Origin of the sequence: Pseudoalteromonas atlantica, from assembly GCF_043641955.1 — a bacterium.
Taxonomy (GTDB): domain Bacteria; phylum Pseudomonadota; class Gammaproteobacteria; order Enterobacterales; family Alteromonadaceae; genus Pseudoalteromonas; species Pseudoalteromonas atlantica_A.
In genome coordinates this window covers 851,266-872,798 of record NZ_JBHZRV010000002.1, presented here as the reverse complement: position 1 = coordinate 872,798, position 21,533 = coordinate 851,266, and the positions used below count along the sequence as shown (strand labels likewise).

The 21,533-nt window shown below is 39.9% G+C and carries 17 protein-coding genes; 9 read left to right on the top strand and 8 right to left on the bottom strand.

Features of this window, described 5'->3' with window-relative positions; translation table 11 throughout:
* Window positions 1–128 precede the first annotated feature (128 nt).
* The 3 genes from ACHUE3_RS07385 to pabB form a co-directional block, all read right to left on the bottom strand.
* Complete coding sequence (locus ACHUE3_RS07385) at window positions 129–1,505, bottom strand: L-serine ammonia-lyase (protein ID WP_394191623.1); 1,377 nt, start codon at window positions 1,503–1,505, stop codon at window positions 129–131.
* Window positions 1,506–1,602: 97 nt separating this feature from the next.
* The gene (locus tag ACHUE3_RS07380; RefSeq protein WP_394191621.1) at window positions 1,603–2,184 is read right to left on the bottom strand and encodes an NUDIX hydrolase; all 582 of its coding nucleotides are present in this window, start codon (window positions 2,182–2,184) and stop codon (window positions 1,603–1,605) included.
* Between the two features lie 6 nt (window positions 2,185–2,190).
* Window positions 2,191–3,537 carry an aminodeoxychorismate synthase component I gene (pabB, locus tag ACHUE3_RS07375; protein WP_394191619.1) on the bottom strand — a complete coding sequence of 449 codons (1,347 nt, stop codon included), beginning with the start codon at window positions 3,535–3,537 and terminating at the stop codon, window positions 2,191–2,193.
* 165 nt (window positions 3,538–3,702) lie between these two features.
* Here pabB and ACHUE3_RS07370 point away from each other — a divergent pair, with 165 nt between their 5' ends.
* From ACHUE3_RS07370 to ACHUE3_RS07345, 6 genes are all read left to right on the top strand, one after another.
* The gene (locus ACHUE3_RS07370; protein WP_394191617.1) at window positions 3,703–5,229 is read left to right on the top strand and encodes a fumarate hydratase; all 1,527 of its coding nucleotides are present in this window, start codon (window positions 3,703–3,705) and stop codon (window positions 5,227–5,229) included.
* Window positions 5,230–5,628: 399 nt separating this feature from the next.
* Window positions 5,629–6,669, top strand: a complete 1,041-nt coding sequence (locus tag ACHUE3_RS07365; protein WP_394191615.1) for a Leu/Phe/Val dehydrogenase — start codon at window positions 5,629–5,631, stop codon at window positions 6,667–6,669.
* A 92-nt stretch (window positions 6,670–6,761) separates the two neighbouring features.
* Window positions 6,762–7,412 carry a CatA-like O-acetyltransferase gene (locus ACHUE3_RS07360; protein WP_394191613.1) on the top strand — a complete coding sequence of 217 codons (651 nt, stop codon included), beginning with the start codon at window positions 6,762–6,764 and terminating at the stop codon, window positions 7,410–7,412.
* 153 nt (window positions 7,413–7,565) lie between these two features.
* Complete coding sequence (locus tag ACHUE3_RS07355; protein ID WP_394191611.1) at window positions 7,566–10,451, top strand: diguanylate cyclase; 2,886 nt, start codon at window positions 7,566–7,568, stop codon at window positions 10,449–10,451.
* A gap of 98 nt (window positions 10,452–10,549) precedes the next feature.
* A complete protein-coding gene (locus ACHUE3_RS07350) occupies window positions 10,550–11,374 on the top strand; it encodes a M90 family metallopeptidase (protein ID WP_394191609.1) in 825 nt (274 codons plus the stop codon).
* Window positions 11,375–11,470: 96 nt separating this feature from the next.
* A complete protein-coding gene (locus ACHUE3_RS07345) occupies window positions 11,471–14,656 on the top strand; it encodes an amidohydrolase family protein (protein WP_394191607.1) in 3,186 nt (1,061 codons plus the stop codon).
* A gap of 129 nt (window positions 14,657–14,785) precedes the next feature.
* Here the strand turns inward: ACHUE3_RS07345 and ACHUE3_RS07340 are convergent, their stop codons facing one another.
* Entirely contained in the window at window positions 14,786–15,157 is a 372-nt protein-coding gene (locus ACHUE3_RS07340; RefSeq protein WP_394191605.1) for a hypothetical protein, read from the bottom strand.
* Window positions 15,158–15,307: 150 nt separating this feature from the next.
* Between ACHUE3_RS07340 and ACHUE3_RS07335 the strand changes: the two genes are divergently transcribed.
* On the top strand, window positions 15,308–16,060 hold the full coding sequence (locus ACHUE3_RS07335; RefSeq protein ID WP_394191603.1) for a Nif3-like dinuclear metal center hexameric protein: 753 nt from the start codon (window positions 15,308–15,310) through the stop codon (window positions 16,058–16,060).
* A 37-nt stretch (window positions 16,061–16,097) separates the two neighbouring features.
* Here the strand turns inward: ACHUE3_RS07335 and ACHUE3_RS07330 are convergent, their stop codons facing one another.
* From ACHUE3_RS07330 to ACHUE3_RS07315, 4 genes are all read right to left on the bottom strand, one after another.
* Window positions 16,098–16,862 (bottom strand): YdcF family protein, encoded by a 765-nt coding sequence (locus ACHUE3_RS07330; protein ID WP_394191601.1) that lies wholly within the window; start codon window positions 16,860–16,862, stop codon window positions 16,098–16,100.
* A 52-nt stretch (window positions 16,863–16,914) separates the two neighbouring features.
* On the bottom strand, window positions 16,915–17,802 hold the full coding sequence (locus ACHUE3_RS07325; RefSeq protein WP_058558405.1) for a LysR substrate-binding domain-containing protein: 888 nt from the start codon (window positions 17,800–17,802) through the stop codon (window positions 16,915–16,917).
* A 619-nt stretch (window positions 17,803–18,421) separates the two neighbouring features.
* On the bottom strand, window positions 18,422–18,559 hold the full coding sequence (locus tag ACHUE3_RS07320; RefSeq protein ID WP_394191599.1) for a DUF2897 family protein: 138 nt from the start codon (window positions 18,557–18,559) through the stop codon (window positions 18,422–18,424).
* Window positions 18,560–18,606: 47 nt separating this feature from the next.
* Complete coding sequence (locus ACHUE3_RS07315) at window positions 18,607–18,870, bottom strand: acyloxyacyl hydrolase (protein ID WP_394191597.1); 264 nt, start codon at window positions 18,868–18,870, stop codon at window positions 18,607–18,609.
* Window positions 18,871–19,289: 419 nt separating this feature from the next.
* Between ACHUE3_RS07315 and ACHUE3_RS07310 the strand changes: the two genes are divergently transcribed.
* A complete protein-coding gene (locus ACHUE3_RS07310) occupies window positions 19,290–19,886 on the top strand; it encodes an MlaC/ttg2D family ABC transporter substrate-binding protein (protein ID WP_394191595.1) in 597 nt (198 codons plus the stop codon).
* A gap of 252 nt (window positions 19,887–20,138) precedes the next feature.
* A complete protein-coding gene (locus ACHUE3_RS07305) occupies window positions 20,139–21,476 on the top strand; it encodes an ankyrin repeat domain-containing protein (RefSeq protein WP_394191593.1) in 1,338 nt (445 codons plus the stop codon).
* The last annotated feature ends 57 nt before the right edge of the window (window positions 21,477–21,533 follow it).

The following is a 21,533-nucleotide window of genomic DNA, read 5'->3' as shown; positions in this document are numbered from 1 at the left end:
GTACGCTTAGTGCCTTTAGTTTCGGTGGTCTTCATAAATAAGTCCTAAATGTGTAAACACATTTCAGGACAAGACATTTATTGCCATAAAAAAAGCCGCAAAATTGCGGCTTTTTTTATGGCTAAAATTTAACACTCGATTATATTTACTGCTAAACCACCGCGGGCTGTTTCTTTGTATTTTGTTTTCATGTCATTACCGGTATCAAGCATGGTTTTAATGACTTTATCCAAAGACACTTTCTGCTCACCACTACCACGAATTGCAAGGCGTGAAGCATTAATAGCTTTAATTGCCCCCATAGCATTACGCTCAATACACGGCACTTGTACTAAGCCGCCTACTGGGTCACAGGTTAAACCTAGGTTATGTTCCATGCCAATTTCAGCCGCGTTTTCAACATGAACTACATTACCGCCAACAATTTCTGTTAATGCACCAGCGGCCATAGAGCAGGCTACGCCTACTTCACCTTGGCAACCCACTTCAGCACCGGAAATTGAGGCATTCTTTTTATATAAAATACCAATTGCGGCTGCGGTTAAAAGGTAGCGAGTGGCAATATCACGGTCAACTTCTTTAATGAATGTGTGATAATACATTAATACTGCTGGCAATATTCCTGCTGCGCCGTTTGTTGGTGCAGTTACAACGCGCCCACCGGCTGCGTTTTCTTCGTTTACTGCTAGGGCAAATAAATCAACCCAATCCATGGCTCTTAATGGATCATTACTTACTTCTACATTCAGTTTTAGATGAAGGCTAGGGGCGCGGCGTTTTACTTTTAAGCCACCGGGTAAGATGCCTTCAGTGCGCATGCCACGTTCAATGCAGGCTTTCATTACTTGCCAAATATTGAATAATTCGTCTTTTATTTCGTCTTCACTACGCAGCGTCTTTTCATTTTTCATCATTAAAGTTGAAACGCTATAACCCGACTCTTTACACATCTCGAGCAGATCTTTGGCTGTTTCAAACGGATAAGGTGCTGGGTTTTGCTCGCGAATATCTAATGCTGCTTGTTTTTCGTTATCAAACTCTTCGTCACTAACGATAAAGCCACCACCAATTGAATAGTACACTTTGCTGTAAACACGCTCTGACTCTTTGTAGGCAATAATTTCCATTGCATTAGAGTGCTTAGGTAATGTTTTACGACGGTGAAAAACAATGGCACCTTGCTTGGGGAATTTAGCTTTGTGAGTTTTATTAAGATAAATAACCTGTTCGTTTTCAATGGTAGCAAGAATGTCATCGACTAAATCGGCGTCGATAGTCTCAGGATCGTACCCTGCTAACCCTAAAATAACGGCTTTACCCGAGCCATGGCCAATGCCTGTTTGACCCAGTGAGCCGTATAACTCAACTTTGACGCTCGTAATATCGGTTAACAGGTTTTGTTGTTGTAATTCGTTAACAAATAAACGCGATGCGCGCATAGGTCCGACGGTGTGAGATGACGACGGCCCAATGCCAATACTAAACATATCAAATGCACTGATCATATATTTTCTCTACTTTTTACTCAGCACGACTGCTGCCTCTGAACGGGCGGATATGATAACGTGTAATTGTGTGCTTGTAACCATTTGCAGCACGGTTTTAAACTGGTATGGCTAGTTGCATGGTAAAGTTTTTTATTATGCTTGCAGTGGCGCCCCAGAGCAGCCCGTGTTCAGTCGAAAATCCTTCAAGAGTAATGATTTTGCCAAACCGTTGAAAAGCTAAAGGTTGCCAATTCTTTGTGTCAATTAATGCACTAATAGGAATTAAAAAGCTTTCTGCAACTTCATTGGGATCGTTAAGCCATTGCGTTTGGGGAGTTAATACGCCAACAAAGGGTGTAATAGTAAACCCTGTTAAGGTTGAATATTCAGGAAGCTGCCCTACAACGTTAATTTGTGATTCGCCAATATTGAGCTCTTCATATAATTCACGTAGTGCAGTATGGCGTAAATTTTTGTCGTTTAATTCGCGTTTTCCCCCAGGCAAACAAATTTCCCCTGGGTGGTGCTTTAAATAGCTGGGGCGTTTACATAGTAAAATATGAGCACTGTTTTGGATGTCAATTAAAGGCAACATAACAGCACTGGCACGTCGTGTTTTATGTGGGTGTGCAATTAATGGCTGGGCATTTGCAGCAACACTCAGTTGAAAACGGGCCAGTATTTGTTGGCTGTTCACGGTATTTTACTTCAGTAGTGGGAGTATTTTATTTACTTTATCGTATGTTTCTTGGTATTCCAAGTCCGCTTGCGAGTCGGCAACAATACCACCCCCAGCCCAACAGTAAATATGTTGTTTGTGGCACACGAGGGTACGAATAGTAATACTGGTATCCATATTACCGCAGGCACTTAAATATCCAATTGAACCACAATAAATACTGCGGCGGTGGGGCTCTAATTCTTCTATAATTTCCATCGCACGAATTTTGGGCGCGCCAGTAATAGAGCCGCCTGGAAATGCGGCTTTTAATTGGTCAACCGCGGTTTTGTCATCCGCTAATTGTGCGGTTACTGTGCTTACAAGATGGTGAACTGCTGGAAAGCTTTCGATAGCAAATAATGAAGGGACTTTTACGCTGCCTGGCTTTGCTACTTTACCAAGGTCGTTGCGCAGTAAGTCGACAATCATGACATTTTCAGCGCGATCTTTTTCAGAGTTTTGTAAACGAGTGGCTTGCTGCTGGTCTTCAGTGACGTCTTCGCGACGGGGTAGAGTCCCTTTAATTGGTTTAGTTTCAACATGGCCGTTATTTACTGAAATAAAACGCTCGGGTGAAATAGAAATGATTGCGCCATCAGGGTGATTAATAAAGCTTGAAAAAGGAGCCTTATTAGCCTCTCTTAAAGTGCAGTATGCTTGCCAAGGCGCACCTTGATATTGTGCAGAAAAGCGTTGTGCGAGATTTATCTGATAGCAATCACCGCTTTTTAAATAGGCTTGAATCTTTTCAAATTTATTAGTGTATTGTTCTGCTGTCATATTTGATAACCAATTTTCGGTTATCTTAAAAGGCTGTCTTTGCTGCTTTTCTTCTTTTAAAGCAGATAGGTAAAGAGAGAGCCTGTCGATATTAGGTTGAGCCACATAAAACCAACAGCTTTTTTGCTTGTCATAGATAAGCGCGTCAGGGTATAGCCCTACAGCGAGCTGTGGCATATCTATATCATTTATCGCTTGTACTGATATACGTTCAATAACGCGACCTAAATCATACCCAAAATAGCCAAGCCAGCCGCCACTAAAAGGCAATGCAGGTGTCACTTTACTGGTGTCGAATTTATCCAGTTCTTTTTGCAGGATCGTAAAACAGTCATCAGTGATTGCTTCATCATCAAGGTACGTCTGATTATTTTTAACTTCTAAGCGCCTAGTTGGCGCTATGACAATGATATCGTATCGACTATTTACATGATCGCTGTTTGCCGAATCAAGCAGCATTGCATACGGTAAATGAGCTAAATGGCTAAAAACCTCTACGCAGTTGAGCGATATGTCTAATTGAATACAGGTTTTGTGTTGTTTTATCATCTATTTTTTACCCTGAATGACTGGCTCGAAACGGGCTGGGAGGGTATCATAAGTTAAAATTTTTTGGCAGCATTTAGTGATGTTGCCAAAGCGCTTTGCAAACCACCGTCACCGGTTTGGTCTAAGTTACGTGTTAATCGCGTAAAGGTAACTTAAGGAACCCCTATGAGTACAATTCGTCAGCAAGACTTTATTGATAGCATTGAAGATGCATTGCAATATATTTCGTTTTATCACCCTCTTGATTTTGTTCAAGCATTAGAAAAAGCTTATAACAAAGAACAAAGTAAAGCAGCCAAAGATGCCATTGCACAAATTTTAATTAATTCTCGTATGTCAGCAGAGGGCAAGCGCCCACTTTGCCAAGATACCGGTATTATTACTTGTTTTGTTAAAGTAGGTATGGATGTTAAGTGGGATAAAACAGATTTAACCGTACAGCAAATGGTTGATGAAGGTACACGCCGTGCATATTTAAACCCAGATAACCCTCTTCGTGCTTCAATTGTTGCAGACCCTGCTGGTACTCGTAAAAATACTAAAGATAATACACCGTCTGTTGTTCATATAGATTTAGTACCTGGCGGCGAAGTGGAAGTAATGGTCGCTGCAAAAGGCGGCGGTTCAGAGAATAAAACTAAAATGGTAATGTTAAACCCATCTGACGATGTGGCTGCATGGGTTGAAAAAACCTTACCAACTATGGGGGCAGGCTGGTGTCCGCCAGGTATGCTCGGAATAGGCATTGGCGGTACTGCTGAAAAAGCGGCAGTGTTAGCTAAAGAGTCACTTATGGACCCTGTTGATATTCATGAGTTGATGGAACGTGGTGCAGAAACGACCGAAGAGAAAATGCGTTTAGACATTTTTGAACGTGCAAATAAATTAGGTATTGGTGCACAAGGCTTAGGCGGTTTAACGACGGTTGTTGATGTAAAAATTAAAACGGCGCCTACTCATGCAGCATCAAAACCTGTGGTTATGATCCCTAACTGTGCTGCTACTCGTCACGTTCATTTTACCCTTGATGGGACAGGTCCCGCGAATTTAAAAGCGCCTAAGCTTGAAGATTGGCCTGAAGTGACGTTTGAAGTGGGTGAAGGCACTCGTCGTGTTGACCTCAATACTCTAACCAAAGAAGACACCCAAGAATGGAAAATGGGTGAAACTGTGTTGTTATCAGGCACCATTTTAACGGGTCGTGATGCCGCCCATAAGCGCTTGCAAGATATGATTAACTCGGGTGAAGGCTTACCTGAAGGCGTTGATTTTGATAATAAGTTTATTTACTACGTAGGCCCAGTTGATGCGGTTCGTGATGAAGCGGTAGGCCCTGCAGGCCCAACAACTGCAACGCGCATGGATAAATTTACCGACATGATGTTAGAGAAAACCGGCATTATCGGCATGATAGGTAAAGCTGAGCGTGGTCCTGCGACAGTTGAGTCTATTAAAAACAATAAATCAGTTTATTTAATGGCTGTTGGTGGCGCTGCTTACCTTGTATCTAAAGCAATCAAAAAAGCCCGCGTGGTGGCATTTGAAGACTTAGGTATGGAAGCTATTTACGAATTTGAAGTAGAAGATATGCCAGTTACAGTTGCTGTAGATAGCGAAGGTGCGAATGCGCATACGCAAGGTCCTGCAATTTGGAAAGCTAAAATTGAAGAACTTGACGGTAAATTAAAGTAATTTGCCACTGTGATAGCGGTATTTGTGGGTGACCATAGACCGCTATCACATCTGACCAGTTCACCTCCTCGTTTTATAAACTCTTCAACCCCTTATTATTAAAGAAGTATTCCACATTACCAAGTTGTAATAATTACTTTACAGTGATTCTGGCTTTTATGTTAACGTAAAGCGAAAAGACTCATATAATATATAATTCGCATAATATATTTTAAAAATGCATTAAAGCTGCATTAATTAGCTTTTTATTGTGTTTTGCGAAGCGAGTTTATGATGCTTAGTGATTTTGATTGGTTTTATCATCTCATATAGTGGTCAGGGTCATTGCTAAGTGATAAAGTCTCGACAATTTCAGCGCGCATACCCTCTCACGGGTTATAAATTTCGGAGTAAAATAAAGTGGCTGTGTTTAATCAAGTTGACTTTGATAACCACGAACAAGTGGTTTTTTGTTCAGATAAAGAATCAGGCCTACGTGCCATCATTGCCGTTCACAATACTAATTTAGGTCCTGCTGTTGGTGGCTGTAGAATGTGGGATTATGCCAATGATGACGATGCAGTAGTTGATGCTCTTCGTTTATCCAAAGGTATGACATATAAAAATGCAGTAGCTCGCCTCCCATTTGGTGGTGGTAAGTCAGTCATAATTGGTAATGCAAAAGAAATAAAATCAGAGCAACTCTTTCGTGCGTTTGGTCGTCAATTAGAGCGTTTAAACGGAAGTTATTACTCTGCAGAAGATGTAAATATTACTTGTGCTGACGTGGCTATCATGAACAAAGAAACAAACTATGTTCTTGGCCTTGAAGGTAAAAGTGGTAACCCATCACCATTTACTGCATACGGTACATTCTTAGGTATCAAAGCAGCTTTACAGCACCAACGCGGGCATCAAGATTTAAGTGGCATTAAAGTAGCTGTGCAAGGTTTAGGTGCTGTTGCTTACGGTTTGTGTAAACATTTACATGAAGCGGGCGCAAAGTTATTTGTAACTGATATAAATCAAGCTGCAATCGATAGAGTTGTTAACGACTTTGCAGCTACAGCCGTTGGCATTGATGACATCTATGATTTAGATGTTGATGTATATGCGCCGTGTGCATTAGGTGCAACCGTTAATGATATTACTATCCCGCGCCTTAAAGCGACAATCATTGCCGGGTGTGCTAATAATCAACTAGCTGAGTCACGTCACGGGGAGATTATTCGTGAAAAGGGGATTTTATATGCTCCAGATTACGTGATAAATGCAGGTGGTATTATTAATGTGTATTATGAAACTGCGCCAGAAGGTTACTCAGTTGAAGCATCGAATAAGCATGTTGAAGGTATTTTTACTACCTTGGCTGAAATTTTTGCTCGTAGCGAAAAAGAACAAAAATCAACGCATATAATTGCGGATGAATTAGCGCAAGAGATCATTACAAACGGTCTTTAATTTATTATTAAAGCAAAGGTGTGCATTTACACCTTTGCTTTGTCTTTTAACTTAGTTACGCTATTGATAAATATCACGACGTGTAACCTATCATGACAGCCATTAATTTAGATACGTGGCCTCGTAGCCAACATTTCTCGCTTTTTAAAGACTTTAGCCAACCTTATTTTAATGTATGCGTGCATATTGACGCAAAGCAACTATTTAATTTTTGTAAATCTAGCCAACAGTCATTTTTTCAAAGTTATATTTTTTTAGTGTTACGTGCCTGCCATCAATACCCACCTATGTTACAGCGAATAATAAATGACGCTCCTTGGCAACTTGACAGTGCTCGAGCAAGTGTTGTTGAACTGGCATCTGATGAGACTTTTCGATTTAGCTATTTTTCACTCAAGCAGCAGTTTGCTGATTTTAGTGAACATATACAAAAAGTTAGTAGTCAGACCAAAGTAGCTCCCTTATTTTCAGATGCCTTTGCTGATACTGAAGGTCAAGCTGATTTAATCCATGTTTCAGTATTACCATGGCTCGATTTTACTAGTTTCTCACATGCATATTCTCATGGTAAAAGCATGGGTATACCTAAGTTAGTGTTTGGTAAATACAACAAAGAAACAGGTAAAATGCCGCTATCGATTGATGTTCATCATGCATTGATGGATGGTTTACACGTGGCACGTTTTATTGAGTATTTTCAAAATTGTATTGCTCAATACTGTCAAACGATGCATAAAAAATAAGCGATACTATTTAGGTAATGAAAATAAAATTAATACTATGCTAGTATGAATGCTAAGTAGACAATAATAATGACAATTTAGTCATAATAAAGAATGAATTGCTGTTCTTGTTACGACTAAATACTTGGCTTGGTGTGCTCAAAAGGCGTTTATATGATGAAGCGGATCAGTTTATTTTTTTTCTGTATAGTTCAATTTACCTGTATTGCAGCCGAAAATACGCGACTCCCACTCAATGATTATTTTTCAGAGACATGGAATACGCGCACTGGCCTACCTCATAATAGTATTAATAGCGTTGCACAAACATCAGACGGTTATATTTGGATAGCAACATGGGAAGGTCTCGCTCGTTTTAATGGCCGAGATTTTAAGTTGTTTACACGCTCCGAAATTGAAGGATTACCCGACTCAGGATTACGCAGCCTTTCAGCTGAACCTGATGGTAGTTTGTACATTGTAGGGGCTCGTGGTGGTATAAGCCATTTAAAGAATGGACAATGGAAAACATCACCCAATGCACAGGCGATGGTTAATCATATTTTAACCCCGACTCCTTCAGAAGTATGGCTAGGACTTGAAGGTAAAGGGCTAGTACTTCGCGACAAAACAACCAATCATGAATCCCACCTATTAATAAACTTAAGTGTTTATCGTTTAATACAAGATAGTAAATCAGTAATTTGGGCTGCTACCAGTGAAGGTTTATACCGGATAAAAGATAAAGAGCCGCAACTTATTACCCCAGATCAAGGTTTACCCATAAGCTCTATTTATACGCTGTTATTAACTCGCCAAGGTCAACTTATTGTAGGTGGAGAAAAAGGAGCATGGCGTTTAGTAGACAACAAGTTTGAGGCAGTCCATACAGACCTTGATGGTGAGTCAGTTTCAAGCCTGTTAGAAGACAATAATAATGATCTGTGGCTAGGGACTATTAATAAAGGCTTATTTAGACTGAGCTCTCTGGGGTTAGAGCAGCTAGACTCTGAGGCCGGATTACCCGCTAATAGAACTTTGTCACTACTGCAAGATAGGGAAGGAAGTATTTGGGTTGGAACAAATGGAGGATTGTTCCGTTTACGTGAAGCCCCCTTCTCAGTGTGGACAAAAAAACGTGGGCTAAGTGGTAATTATATTCGGGCGGTGCTTTCACATTCTGATGGCAGTATGTGGGTGGGTAGTAGTTCAGGCTTGAACCGTATAAAAGGTGATAAAGTTCAAAGTTATTCAGTCACTAATCAAACTAGACCAGTATCTGTATTAAGTTTGGTGGAAGATGACTCCGCTGGCGTGTGGATAGGCACTTATACCTCAGGAATATTGCGTGTTGTGGACGACAAGATCCACCCTGTTCTAAACCGTGATGGAGGGCTTGCAAGTAATGAAGTCAGAGCATTACTGTTTGATAATAAACAGCGTTTATGGGCAGGTACTGCCTCGGGATTGACGCGAATAGAAACGGATGGCTCCATTACTCAATTTACTACCGACGAAGGACTCCCAGGCGACTTTATTATGGCATTAGCGCAAGACGCTAATGGCAATATTTGGGTTGGTACAGGAGTCGGGGTTGCTATGTTTAATGACTCCCTTGGTAAATTTAAAGGGCAGCAATTCCCGCGAAAATTTAATGCAGAATACGCATTCGGCTTTTATAGTCAAAACAATAATATGTGGATGACGACAGACCGAGGGCTGATCCGCTTTAATATTGAAACAGGTCAAATTGATATGCTCGGTAGAGAGCAGGGGTTGCCCGTTGACAAGTTATTTCAACTTGTTGCACAAGGGGACTTATTTTGGCTTTCTAGTAACCGTGGCATCATTCAAATTAAACAACAGCAAGTCAATGATTTTTTAGATAATAAAAATTCGGACGTATTACAGTATCAACTCTATGATGAAGGCGATGGGATGCTCAGTGCTCAAGCGAATGGTGGATCGAGCCCTGCTGCCACGTTACATAATGATGGCAGTGTTTGGTTTGCTACTGCAAATGGTGCAGCGAGTGTTATGCCAGAGCGTTTAAAGCGTGCTTCTCAGCTTGCATTACCTACAATCATTGAGTCACTTGTCGTTGATGGCAAAACAATGAATATCAGCAGCCAGGATGACTTAATTGAGCTGCCACCAGGTTCTGATAGGGTGTCATTTCACTACGCTGGTTTGAGCTTTATTATGTCGCAAAGGCTTAAGTTTCAAACTAAATTGCTAGGTTATAACGATAAATGGGTTGATCGTCATAAACTCAATATCACCGAATATACAAACCTTGCGCCTGGTAAATATACTTTTATGGTGCGCTCAAGTTACCCCAATTCACCTTGGCAAGATAATCCAAAGGCAATCACTTTTGAGATAAAGCCTTATTTTTGGCAAAAAATGAGCTTTAAATTAGTGGTATTTATAACTTTATTACTAATTTGTTTTGGTCTTTATAAATATAGATTGTATCACTACAAAAAGATTGAGAAACGATTAACCGAAAGGGTCGATCAGCAAACGTTTGCGCTGCAAGCTCAAAATGAGGCGTTCGCTCACCAAGCCACTCATGACCAATTAACAGGTATACCTAATCGGCGCGCTTTTGATGATTGGCTTGCAGAAAACTTTAATGACTTCAAACAAACAGATAAACCTTTAGCGTTAGTAATTGTTGATATTGATTATTTTAAGCGGATAAACGACAACTGGTCTCATATTGTTGGCGATAGAGTGATTTGCGTGGTGGCTAATATTCTTCAGCAGTGCTGTGACGATAATGAATACCAAGTGTCGCGGTGGGGCGGGGAAGAGTTTACGCTGCTTATGCCAAACAAATCCATAGAGCAAGCACAAAAGGATTGCGAACAATTACGTGAACAGATTGCGAATTATGACTTTTCAAGTATTGCTACAAATTTAAAGATTACAGCAAGCTTTGGTGTGGCTGATTCACGTTCTGTTGATGAATACGATCGACTCCTTGCAAAGGCTGATAAAGCGTTGTATCAGGCAAAAGCAAACGGAAGAAACCGAATTGAATCCCTAGACTAAAAAGTGACCAGCGTGTTTTTATTTTTAGCCAGTAATAGATTGAAATATGCACCAAGCGCGCATACTTATAAGGTAACAATTCATTATTGAGCCTTAAAATGGTAAACGCTTTATTACTTTTCGCACTCGTTATATTTGTAGCTATTTATTGGAATTGGCCAAAGCTACAGCAACGTTTCTGGCTCAATAAATATCATGAAAATTATCTAAACGATCAACAAAAAGCATTATTAATAAAGTATATGCCAATTTATCGAAATATGACCGATGCAGACCGTGAAAAGCTTGAGCGTCATATTATTTGGTTTTTAAATGAAAAACGATTTATTGGTTGCGATGGTTTAAAGTTAAATGATGCAATGAAACTCATTGTTGCCGCAGATGCGTGTTTGCTTGTATTAAATAAACCATGGCCACTTTATAAAAACGTAAAAGAGATATTACTTTATCCCAGTGCATATTATGCGCCTCAAACCTCAACAGATAATGCAGGCCTTGTTAGTTATCATAATACTGTGCGCCAAGGGGAGTCTTGGCCAGGGGGCACGTTGGTACTAAGCTGGCATGATGTACTTGAAGGAAACCGTTTGCCCAGCGACGGGCATAACTTAGTGTTTCATGAGTTTGCTCATCAACTTGACCAAGAAACGGGAAAAACAACCGGAACTCCAATACTTGCTAAAACGAGTGATTACAAAGAATGGGCAAGAATTTTTAGCCGTGCATACACTCAACTTAAAACGCATGTTGCTTATGGTATGCCCCATGTTATTCATAGTTATGGTGCGACTAACGAAGCCGAATTTTTTGCAGTGATCACTGAAACCTTTTTAGAAAAGCCCGGTGAGCTGCGCCACTACGACCCGGAAATTTACACTATGCTGGTGGATTATTACCAGTTTGATCCAATTAAATGGCATTAACCGCTAAATAAACACGCTTTATCAGATATCGCTGGTAACTTGCTTCGCTTTTTGTTGCAATCGTATTAATAAACAACAAGAACAAGCGAGAATTCGATGAAAAAACTGCTTCAAACAGCGTTGGCTGTATCAGTGTCATTAGCACTTAATGCCAATGTACATGCTGCTGAAAAAGCCGATGAGCAAAAATGGCAAGTTGACGCCCCACAAGGCCAATTTATTGATGCTGCAATAAGCGTTGATCAAGGCACTTGGATGAACGTTGATGTGAGCCCTGATGGCGATACGATAGTATTTGACTTACTGGGCGACATTTACACTATGCCTATCAGCGGCGGAAAAGCGACTCAGCTTACTTCTGATATTGCTTGGCAAATGCAACCACGCTTTAGCCCTGATGGGAAACACATTGCGTTTACCTCAGATCAAGGTGGCGGCGACAATATTTGGCTAATGGATGTAAATGGTGAGAACCAAACGGCTGTTACCGATGAAACCTTTAGATTGCTCAATAGCCCTGCTTGGAGCCCTGATGGCGATTATATTGTGGCACGTAAGCACTTTACTGCAACACGCTCATTAGGTGCAGGTGAAGTATGGCTTTACCATAAAGCAGGGGGCAAAGGTGTTCAACTAACTAAGCGTGCTGATGACCAAAAAGATTTAGGTGAGCCAATGTTTTCACCTGATGGACGTTATGTCTATTTTTCACATGACGCAACACCAGGTAAAACCTTCCATTACTCAAAAGACTCTGTTGCCGGTATTTATAAAATTAAACGTTTTGACCGTCAAACGGGTGAAATTGAAACTATTATCAGCGGTATGGGTGGGGCTATTAGACCAACACCGTCACCAGATGGTAAAAAACTTGCGTATATTAAGCGTGATGATTTTCAAACCAGTTTATATGTTTATGACTTAACCTCAGGCAAGCACAGCAAACTTTACGACAAGCTTGAACGTGATATGCAAGAAACCTGGGCGATACATGGTGTTTACCCAACGATTGCATGGACACCGGATAATGACGAGTTGGTATTTTGGGCCGGTGGTAAAATTCATAAACTCGATGTTGAAGATAAGTCAGTCGAGAACATCGCTTTTAATGTTGAAACAAATAAAAAAATTCAAACCGCTGTGCGTTTTACACAAGATATTGATAGTGAAGATTTCGATATAAAAATGCTGCGTAATGTGCAAGTGTCTCCCGATGGTGAAACAGCTATTTTTGAAGCGCTTGGGCATATTTATAAACGCGATTTAGAGTCTGGCAAGGTGAAGCGTTTAACGCGCCAAGATGATCACTTTGAGTTATTCCCGCAGTATTCTCGTGACGGTAAAAAAATTGTTTATGTTACCTGGGACGATAATGAGCAGGGCAGTGTTCGTGTGGTATCAGCACGAAGCGGTCGCGGTGAGAGCATAACGCAAGAGCCAGGTAAATATGTTGAGCCAACATTTAGCCCGGATGGTAAAACCGTGGTTTATCGTAAAGCGTCAGGCGGTGGTATTTTAAACCCAGACTGGTCATTACACCCTGGTATTTACGCGGTGAGTAGCAAAGGCGGTGAGGCAGAATTAATTACTAAAAGTGGCTATCAGCCGCAATTTGGCGCGACCAGTGACCGTATTTTTGTTATGAGCCCGTGGCCAAAACCAAGCTTAAGCGTGGTTGACCTTGATTCTAAAAAAGTACAAAAGCTCTATGAATCAAAACATGCGACAGAATTTAGAGTCTCACCTAATGGCAAATACTTAGCGTTTGCAGAGCGCTTTAAAGTGTTTGTAACGCCACTTGTTGAAAATGGTAAGAGCATTAATATTGGCCCGAAAGACAGCCAATTTCCGATTGAGCAATTGTCTGTTCGTGCTGGTGAAAGTATTAGCTGGAGCGCAAATAGTGATAAACTTTATTGGACTTTAGGCCCAGAGCTTTATCATGCCAGCTTGGCGGGTATTTTTGATATAAACCAAGCCGATGATGCCGATTTTAAAGTAAAAAGCGGTGATAACATCAGCTTTAGCAAAAAAATGGCAGAGCCAAAAGGCATGTTTGCATTAACTGGTGCGCGTATTATTACTATGCAAGGCGACAAAGTAATAGAAAACGGCGTACTGATCACTGATGGCAAACACATCAAAGCACTTGGTAGTGCAGATAGTGTCACGATCCCTAAAGGTGCACAAGTCATTAATGTGGCAGGTAAAACCATTATGCCAGGTATTGTGGATGCCCATGCCCATGGCTCGCAAGGTAGCAATGAAATTATTCCTGAGCAAAATTGGAAAAACCTAGCGGGTTTGTCATTGGGTGTGACTACTATTCATGATCCATCTAATGACACCACCGAAATTTTTGCTGCCAGTGAAATGCAAAAAGCAGGCACCATCGTTGGACCACGTATTTTCTCAACGGGTACCATTTTATATGGGGCAAATATGCCAGGTTACACTTCGCATATTGATTCGTTAGAGGATGCTAAGTTCCATTTAGAGCGCTTAAAGAAAGTGGGTGCGTTTAGTGTTAAGTCATACAATCAGCCGCGACGTGAGCAACGTCAACAAGTGATTGAAGCTGGCCGTGAGCTTGAAATGATGGTGGTGCCAGAAGGTGGCTCATTATTACAGCATAACTTAACCATGGTTGTGGATGGCCACACAGGGATTGAGCATTCAATTCCAGTGGCGAATATTTATGATGATATCAAACAGCTTTGGTCGCAAAGTGACGTTGGTTATACACCGACGCTAGGTGTTGCTTACGGTGGTATTTGGGGTGAAAACTATTGGTATGATAAAACCGATGTGTGGAACCATCCACGTTTAAGTAAGTTTGTGCCGAAAAACCAATTGTTACCGCGCTCTATGCGCCGCGTTAAAGCGCCCGATCATCACTATAATCACTTTAATAATGCACGCGTAGCGAAAGAGCTGCAAGATTTAGGTGTATTAGTGAATCTAGGTGCGCATGGACAACGTGAAGGTTTAGCTGCTCACTGGGAAATTTGGATGTTTGCACAAGGCGGCATGACGCCACTTGAAGCGCTACGTGCCGCGACACTCGATCCTGCTAAATACATTGGCCTGGACAAAAACATTGGCTCACTTGAGGTAGGTAAACTTGCTGACTTAGTGGTTATTGACGGTAATCCACTGGAGAACATTCGTGATACTGACAAAGTTGACTACACCATGATCAATGGCCGTTTATTCAACGCCGCAACAATGAATGAAGTCGGCCAAAAACAACGTGATAAACTGTACTTTGAACAGAAGTAGTCACGCTACAGGCCATTATTGGTAATAAGCGACGAGAGTCGCTTTTACTTACCCGTATGATTGTCATTGTGCCAGACATAAAAAAACCGCTTAAAAGCGGTTTTTTTATTTAAAGTGCATTACTTTAAATTACACAACACCGCGTGGTAGGCGACAGTCATGATCTTTTTCAGCTAGGTAAACAATCCATAACTCTTCGGCTGTGTAGCCGTCTTCGTTAGGTGTTATTACAGCAAATGGTGCTTTTTTCTCAGCTGGTTTTGCTGGCGCGGCAGTTTTAGTTTTAGTTTTTTTAGCTGGCGCTTTTGCAGCAGGTTGCTCAGCCGTTTTACCAGAAGTAAGCTGCTCAGTTAACTCAGCTACATCTGCAAGGCGTAAATTTTTGCCGCCGTCGATGCTGTACCAACCAGGTTTAGTGGTGATTTCAGGTTTCTTACCATTGGCTGCTTCATATGCTGCTTCAAAGGCATTTAACACTTCTGTTTTGTCTAGTTTGCTCATCAGAGACCCTATACGTTGTAAACACAGATAAAGAATACACATTTATACCTAGTTTTGGGGAACTTTTCAATTTTTTGCGATTTTCCTTCCATTTTGACGTTATAAACGCCAAAATTTGCACAAAATCTAATGCAGAGGTGGCAAAATATTATGCAGCGTAGAGAATTTAACCAATTATTAAATGAGATCTTAAAACCGGATTCAATTAAAGATTTTTGCCCAAATGGGCTTCAAGTTGAAGGGCAGGAAGAGATTAAAAAAATTGTGACGGGTGTCACTGCAAGCCAAGCACTTATTGATGCAGCGATTGCTCATGGCGCTGATACGATTTTAGTACATCACGGCTATTTTTGGAAAGGTGAATCACAACCCATTACTGGGATGAAAAAGCGCCGCATTGGTGCGTTGCTAGCACATGATATTAATTTATTTGCTTATCACCTACCACTTGACGTGCACCCTGTGATTGGCAATAACGCGCAGTTAGCAGAGCTTCTTGATATGCAGTGGGAAACAGGCCTTGAGCCGGTTAATAATAGCGTGGCCGTTAAAGGGCGTTTAAAAACACCGATGATGGGTGAGCAATTTGGCCAAAAAATTGCCCAGGTTCTAAATCGTGAGCCGTTAACAAGCCTAGTACGTGATAAACCAATTGAAACTATTGCTTGGTGTACAGGTGGCGGCCAAAGCTACATAGATTTAGCCGCAAGCCAAGGTGTAGACGCCTACTTAACGGGTGAGGCATCTGAGCAGACAATTCATAGCTCACGTGAACAAGGTATAGACTTTTTTGCTGCTGGGCATCACGCGACAGAGCGTTATGGGGTCAAAGCCCTTGGTGAGTTGTTGTCACAAGAGCATGGCTTTGATGTAACCTTTATTGATATCGATAATCCAGTGTAAACACTGCTCAGGCTACTTCAAGAAAGTAGCCTTCTCACTACAGCGATTGTGGATCAATCCAGCGGCGTAACTCAATCCAAGTACGACCAATTATTTCATGCCAAGTAGCGGTTACCGCTTTTAATACTTCAACATTTGGGATGAATAGTTTGCGCTTTGGCCAAGCGGAAAAGTCATAAAAGTCAGTTGCTGCTGGTATAACGTCTATACCTTGTGCGTAGAAGAGATCTTTCGCACGCTTCATATGACTGGCTGATGTAACCAAGGCTACTTTATAGTCGACCAATGCTGTTGCTAGGAATTTAGCCTCATCTGCTGTATCCATTGCGGCTGGATTTTGTTTTATACGTTTGAGGTTCACACCTAAACTAATAGCGGTTTGCGCCATTAAAGTACTGTTTGTAACCTTGCCAATACCACCACCAGATACAATGAGGTGTGCGTTAGGGTAATAATGCGCCAACCGAAGTCCTTCGACTAATCGACTTTTCGCACAGTTACCTAATTGGCTATTAGCTGTTAGTCTTGGATTAGGGTTTACATCACACCCAAGTACAACAATTTTATCCAGTTGTTGATGTTTTTTTACGTTAAAGACATATTTTAACTGTGAGCTAGGATCAATTAATTTCTGTGCGATATAAGGTGTGCTGATTGAAAGAAGCGTCGCTATAACAACAAATCCTACAATTGATGCTAATTTATGATTACGCAATGTAAACATAAAGCAAAGCAAGCAAAGAAAACCTAGTAATGGGAGAGGCATCAACATGGAGCCAATGATTTTTTTAAGTTCAAACATCACAGTAACATCATCATAATAAGAGCGACTATGCTACTGTGAATGATTGATTTTATCGACCATTATTTAGTTTGCAGGTATTTAAAAAATGCCGATAAACTGGGTTATCTTTCATATTTTTTTTCATTGCTAAGTACATTGGACGCGTTAACCCTAATGCGCCAAGCGGAATAGATTTAATTAAACCTTGGCTTTCATAGGGAGTAACAAGCCAATCAGGTAAAGCTGCCACACCCATTCCTGCGCTGACTAATTGAAAGATTAGCAAACCTTGATCTACATTTTTTAGCGTGCCATCAAAGCGTGCATTTTGGATAAAGTGTTTGAAAATATCTTGTCGTTCTCGAGGGATAGGGTACGAAATAATCGTTTCATTTTTCAGATCAAGCGCTGTCACATAGGCTTTTTTTGCCAATTCATGATCCGGTGCCACTATCAGTTTTAATTTAAAATCGAATAGGTGAGCGTATTCAAGTTTATCAGGCTCGCGAATATCTGAGGTAAGCACTAAATCTAACTCTTCATTGAGTAAGTCAGGTATAGCGTCATAACTAAAGCCACGTTCGTAATCAACTTTTATATCCGGCCAAAAGTTATTGAACTCTTTTATAGTAGGTAATAACCAATGAAAGCAAGCATGGCACTCTACACTAAGGCGCAATTGCGAAATAGGCTGATTCAGGCTCTCTTTTAAACGGCATTTCGTTGCTTCAACACGGGGGAGTACTTCATTTGCAAGCTCTAGTAGCAACATACCTTGGGGTGTAAAGCGAACTGGTTGCGTTTTTCTTTCAAACAATTGGCAGTCGAGTTTGTTTTCAAGGTCTTTGATCTGATGTGACAAAGCAGATTGAGTTAAAAAAAGTTCACGGGCCGTATTTACCAATGAGCCAGTCTCTTTCAAAGTTGCAATGGTCTTTAGGTGTTTTACATCAATCATCTTTAAAAATTCTCATGCTAAAAGTGAGGTTTACACAGATATTAGACATAGTACGCCTTTAATCGAGATGCTTCAACGTCTAGATGGCTAAAATTAAAGGGTGTTTCTATCTATATCCTCATTAATGACTATAGCATTAAATTTGACAGCGCTGTCAAATTTATTTTTAATACAGTTTATTTTGTAATAATGAATTTACCTCAAGTTTGAGTAGAGAGAAGTAACAGTGGGTTTAGCAGTGAGTGTCGTAATTTTTTTACAGTAATAAATCATCAGATTAAATCAATCTTAAATAATAGCTATCCCTTTTATGTTTTGTCGATAAGCTACTGTTTAAATTAATGCTCTTAATCTAAAAAATAGAAGAGTAATAAGAGCTGTTTGGTTATGCATACTTAACCTAAAGTTGTTAAGAGCATGCTTTTTCTGGTTTATCAGTTATTACAGGCCAAGTTTACGCCAGTGAATTATTATATTGGCAAAGCATAAGTGTAGTGTGAAGATAAAGTCGTTGAAGCAGTGAGCTATTTCACAATAAAGCTCGATAGACTCTTATTTTGACTAGTATCTATTCAAATCGCGTGTCAAGTGGGCAAAGTAAGGAGGTTAAAAATCAGTATTAGTCTTTTTTTTGCTCTTTTTCAGTCTCTTTTTTTGGTACTTTAAAGCCTATTTTTGCTGAGTGCTTCAATAACATTACGTTACCGATAATTACAGCTAACACCATTAATATAATAAGGGTTTGCCAGAGTTCCATTGCATTTACTTATCTTATGAAAGAATGGTGTTAGTGTATCAAAAATTTTAAAGGTTAAAAGCGTTTAGCAAAAGATAAGGAGATAAAATCAAGACTAGGGTTAGGCCGTTTAAAGCTGAGTTAGAGTAATATAAATAACGCAAGCCTATACTGAAATCACTCGCTTTAGAAATTATGCATATCTGGACTTCAAACTGATAGTGTGCACTCACATTTTTACTTGCAAATGAAGAGTAGTAGATTAATGAAAACCCAATTCCAGCCTCTATAAATAGCGGTACACTTTTAATATGCCTAATATCAATCCGCAATAATACTCAATCATTTAGCGGGGCTAAACGTGTCGCTACCTGCGTTAATAAATTTTCATTTAGAACAACTAAATAGCGAATTTATTGCCTTGCTATCATCTCGTTTTTCTATCCTAAAAATAGCTCATTTAATTAAGCGAATTTATATAACAGGGTATTTAAGCGCAGGGGAAAGCGTAAATACAAAGTTTGTTTGATGGTTTTTTTGGTACCGTATTTCATAACTTTATGATCGAGTTTAATTCAAGCTGCTCTAAACTCACAAATTTTACATTTAACAAAAACCTAATCTAACTAATTGATTATGAAATATTAATTTAATTGGTGCAAAAACGCCATTAATAATGTGCTGTTTTGTTTCTTTTTACAGGCATGTAAAGCGAGTAAATTACACTCAGTTAATCTTAAGGATATTTACAATGATATCATTTAGTCGTTATTTTTTATTAATTCTAATTTTATTTAGTGGTTCGCTTTTTGCTAAATCAACGCATTCTCCTGTTCAGTTATTGACAGAGGTAGGCGATCAGTTATTTAGTGAAATTAGTAAAGTGAATAACCAAGGCACTGCAAGCCAAGCTGAGATGCAAGCAGTTGTGAATAAGCATTTAATGCCGCATATGGATGTAAAGTTTGTTTCTTATAAATTGTTAGGCAAGCATATAAAAAATATTGATCGCAACCAAGCAGTAGCGTTTATAGGTTCTGTTGAGCACTATTTGAGTACCACATATGCAGGTGCCTTGATGAAATATACAGGGCAAGAAATTAAATTCGAAGATGATAATAAATTGGCATCAGGGGATTTTGCCACGGTAAAAACGCAAATTATAGATCCAAACGCACCAACAATTGATCTTCATTTTAAATTACGTCATGCCAAAGATGGTAGCTGGAAAGTTTATGACATAGTTGCTGAGGGAATATCGTTGTTAAGTGCGAAGCAAAAAGAAGTTATTCAGCGTATTTCTGAAGTGGGACTTGCCCAAGTAACAACAGAGTTAAGTAATAAGTAAATACAATCAGCCTCCAACCTAAAACGACAAGCGATGTAAGTAGTTTGTCGTTTTCTATTATTCTTTTAAATTCACACTCTTTAGTCTAGCGCGGTGATCAAGGTATGTTAGAATAAGCCTTCATATTTAAGCTGACTTTTGATTAATGCTTAAGTATAAAATTGATATTAAGCGCAGTGTCAGTTTTCGCTTGTTATAACTATGCACTCACTTTTTACCCTGCATTTTAAACACTGGAGTTGTGTTGATTTAATGGAAAATGTACTCATTTGGCCTAAAGAATACCCGTTGTTAGTCAAAGGACTTATTGAGCAAAACGGGGCATTTATTTTGGACGCTTTAGAAGCGTGGCCTGCATGTCGCTCAACAGAAGAAAATGATGGCGTTTGCACCACAGTATTACCTCCTATTTATTACCTAACTTGGTTTTCGCCACTTGAACCATTTGAAGAATGCTTTTTTCAACACATTAGTGAGTATGATGAGCAGGCTCAGGATTATATCTCAGCAGCAAAAAATCATTACCTAGAAAATGAATACACATCTGAAAGTCTTGTATTGCTTATGTGTCAACGTTTAGAACAATATGCCAGTGTTGCAGCACAAGCTCAGGTTGATACTCCGCTGACTTTACTGAGTCATTTATTCTCAAAGCGTTATTTCACCGTTATTGAGCATGCGCTTAATGCGGGTAGCAAAGTCAGTGCAATGGATGCGTTAGCAATATGGAAAGAGGTCGACTTTAGAGAGCGTTTTAGTCAATTCATTCCAGCCTCAGTAAGTGATAGTGAGTTATTAAGTAAATTAGCGGCTGAAAAAGTGGCCACTGGTAAGGATTACTTTACTTTATTAACGCAAGTATCTCCTGATGTTGATTCCGCTTACTTACTCGAGCAAGCATTACTTGCTCATTTGAGCTCTTGCAGTGCAAAACAAACAATGGCGATGCGCTTTATCGAACAAGGCGCAACAGGAACTTTAAGCGATCAAAGCCATAAAACAGCGTTTATGTGGGCTGTTGAGAAAGGGTATGTAAATTTAGTTCAACTGTTAATCGATAAACAAGATAAAAAACAGTGTGATGAATTAGGTAATACTGCATTACATTATGCAGTTTTAGCCAAGAACGAACCTTTAATGGTGCTTTTACTGAAATCGGGTTTTGATTTTCGTGTTCGCAACAAAGATGGGCTAAGTTGCTATCGTTTAGCTGTAAGTATTAAAGCTACCTCGCTGGTTAAATGCTTAGAGCGCGATTTTGGTATTAAAGAGCTTTCTCCAGAAGGGCAGTTTGATCGCATTAAAAAAGTACATGGGTTACACGCGCTCGTAACAATATTGTTACCACTGCAATTATTTTTCTTTTTTGATGAGTCAGTTGCTATTAAAAGCGAGCTCACACTGGGTTTAACTATGTTATCTGTGGTGTGCTTTTTCTTTGCGCTGAGCCTTAAGCGATGTGCATTGTACCCTGCAGTTAAGCACCCTTGGGGTTTATTTATATTACGTTTTTTCTCATTTATAAGCCTGATAGCACAATTGGGTTTGGCAAGTATTGTTGCCCTGACTACGCTTAGCGATTTAGTTTAACTATTTAACTTGGGTTTAGGCTATTAAATTAAAAAACCCGCTTGAAAGCGGGTTTTT